The following is a 2045-nucleotide window of genomic DNA, read 5'->3' as shown; positions in this document are numbered from 1 at the left end:
CTATGTGGGGGAGGGAGAACAGGGTTTCAACCCTTACTCACAAACTAAACAAGGATGTTCGTTTCTCGTATGCCCAATAAATAAGGTCACTCAGCACCTTTTCAAGGGCAAAATTGAAAAAAGTTATGATATTTCGACTAAACAGCGTAAATAACGACTTTTTCAATCCCGAAATCACTTAATGAAGGTTTCTATCTCGACATTAATCGATTTCGACATAAAAAAGAGAGGCGACGTACACCTCTCTTTGGCACTGAATAAATTAACGCCAATAAAGCATTTGGCTTATTTCGCAACTCTTTACTTTGATACCATGACCATCGCAGGGCGAATCACTCGGCCGTTCAACTCATAGCCCTTTTGCATCACAAACATCACAGTGTTAGGTTCATGATCTGGGCTCTCTTGAATTGACATTGCTTGGTGCAATTCTGGGTTGAATGTTTCGCCTTCAGGATTAATCTCTTTCAGGCCAAACTTTTCAACTACGCCAATGAAAGTTTTGTGTGTCAGTTCCACACCTTCCACCAGCGGTTTCACCACTTCGTTCTCAGCGTCAGCAGCTTGAATCGTGCGCTCTAGGTTGTCTAACACTGGCAACAACTCTTCAGCAAAACGGCTCAACGCATATTTACGCGCTTTATCGATCTCTTGCTCTGAACGGCGGCGCATATTTTCAACTTCCGCTTTCGCTCTTAGCACCGAGTCTTTTTGCTCTTGAATTTTTGCTTCGCTCGACAGTAGCGCCGCTTCTAATTGCGCAATTTGGGACTCTTTCTCATCGACTTCAACTTGTTCGTTCCAATCGATATCCGCGTCAGTACCAACGACTTCAGCTTCTTGACCCACTACTTCTTGCTGTAGTTCTTCTTCTTTGATTTTGTTTTCTTCGTTGTTCATGATATCTCCAGAATCCAACTATTTTGCGCTTAACCTCCACAGTTCAAAAAGTTAAGCACACAAAAATTCGCACAAAGGCATAACTTGCCCTTATTATGGGGATGAACAATCCTGATTCAAGCCTAATTAGTTTGGAAAATTTATGAAAAAACCATTTGAAGTGATCGCTATCATTGGAAAACCAAGAGATCAACAAGCCATTCAAACACATAAAGAGCTTTACCAATGGCTAACTTCAATGGGATATCCGGTCTTTATTGATGATCGTCTCAGCGAAATATTGGAAGGTGTACCTGCGGAACATTTCGCTAGCCTGCTTGAAATCGGCAAAAAAGCAGACCTTGCGGTTGTGGTTGGGGGCGATGGCAATATGCTCGGTGCCGCACGCGTATTATCACGCTTCGACATTTCCGTGATTGGGGTGAATCGTGGCAATTTAGGATTTTTGACCGATCTCAACCCAGAAGATTTTCAACCAAGGCTATTTGCAGTACTCAATGGCGAATATTTAGAAGAGCAACGCTTCTTACTGGAAACAGAAATTCATCGCCACGGGCAAGTCAAAAGCCATAATGCAGCGCTTAATGAAGCCGTATTACACCCCGGCAAAATTGCACATATGATTGAATTTGAAGTCTATATAGATAATAGCTTCGCTTTTTCTCAACGCTCTGATGGCCTTATCGTTTCTACCCCAACGGGCTCTACCGCTTATTCACTTTCTGGCGGCGGGCCGATTTTATCCCCCAGTTTAAACGCCATTACACTGGTTCCCATGTTCCCGCATACCCTTTCAAGCCGCCCCTTAGTTGTGGATGGCAACCGCCAGATAAAACTGCTGGTTTCGCCTGATAATCGCGGAACACAGGAAGTTAGCTGCGATGGACAAGTATCCCTACCGGTTTCCCCCGGTGATGAAGTGCATATTTACCAAAGCCCAAATATTCTAAAGCTCATTCATCCTAAAGATTACAGCTACTATCACGTGCTAAGAAAGAAACTGGGTTGGTCGAGTAAATTGTTTTAAACCAACCTCTTCACCTTCTATTGACTGTCGACCTCGATTAATAATATTGAGGTCTTTTTATCGGGAATCTTTAATATTTAATGGGTTTTTAAATTTCTATTTATTTTCCATCATAAAT

The 2045-nt window shown here is 42.5% G+C and carries 2 protein-coding genes; one reads left to right on the top strand and one right to left on the bottom strand.

The genetic code is table 11. The annotated features are described in order from the left end of the window. Positions 1–300: 300 nt before the first annotated feature. Positions 301–900, bottom strand: coding sequence for a nucleotide exchange factor GrpE (gene grpE / locus B9J87_RS01830; RefSeq protein WP_038148829.1), 600 nt, complete (start codon positions 898–900; stop codon positions 301–303). A gap of 142 nt (positions 901–1042) precedes the next feature. On the opposite strand from grpE, the gene nadK reads away from it, so the two are divergent. After that, positions 1043–1927, top strand: coding sequence for an NAD(+) kinase (gene nadK / locus B9J87_RS01825; RefSeq protein WP_094149260.1), 885 nt, complete (start codon positions 1043–1045; stop codon positions 1925–1927). Positions 1928–2045 lie beyond the last annotated feature (118 nt).

Origin of the sequence: Vibrio sp. V19_P1S1T109 (genome assembly GCF_002241375.1) — a bacterium.
GTDB classification, from domain to species: domain Bacteria; phylum Pseudomonadota; class Gammaproteobacteria; order Enterobacterales; family Vibrionaceae; genus Vibrio; species Vibrio anguillarum.
Note: the sequence above shows the minus strand (reverse complement) of the source record. Positions and strands in the feature narration are given on the sequence as shown.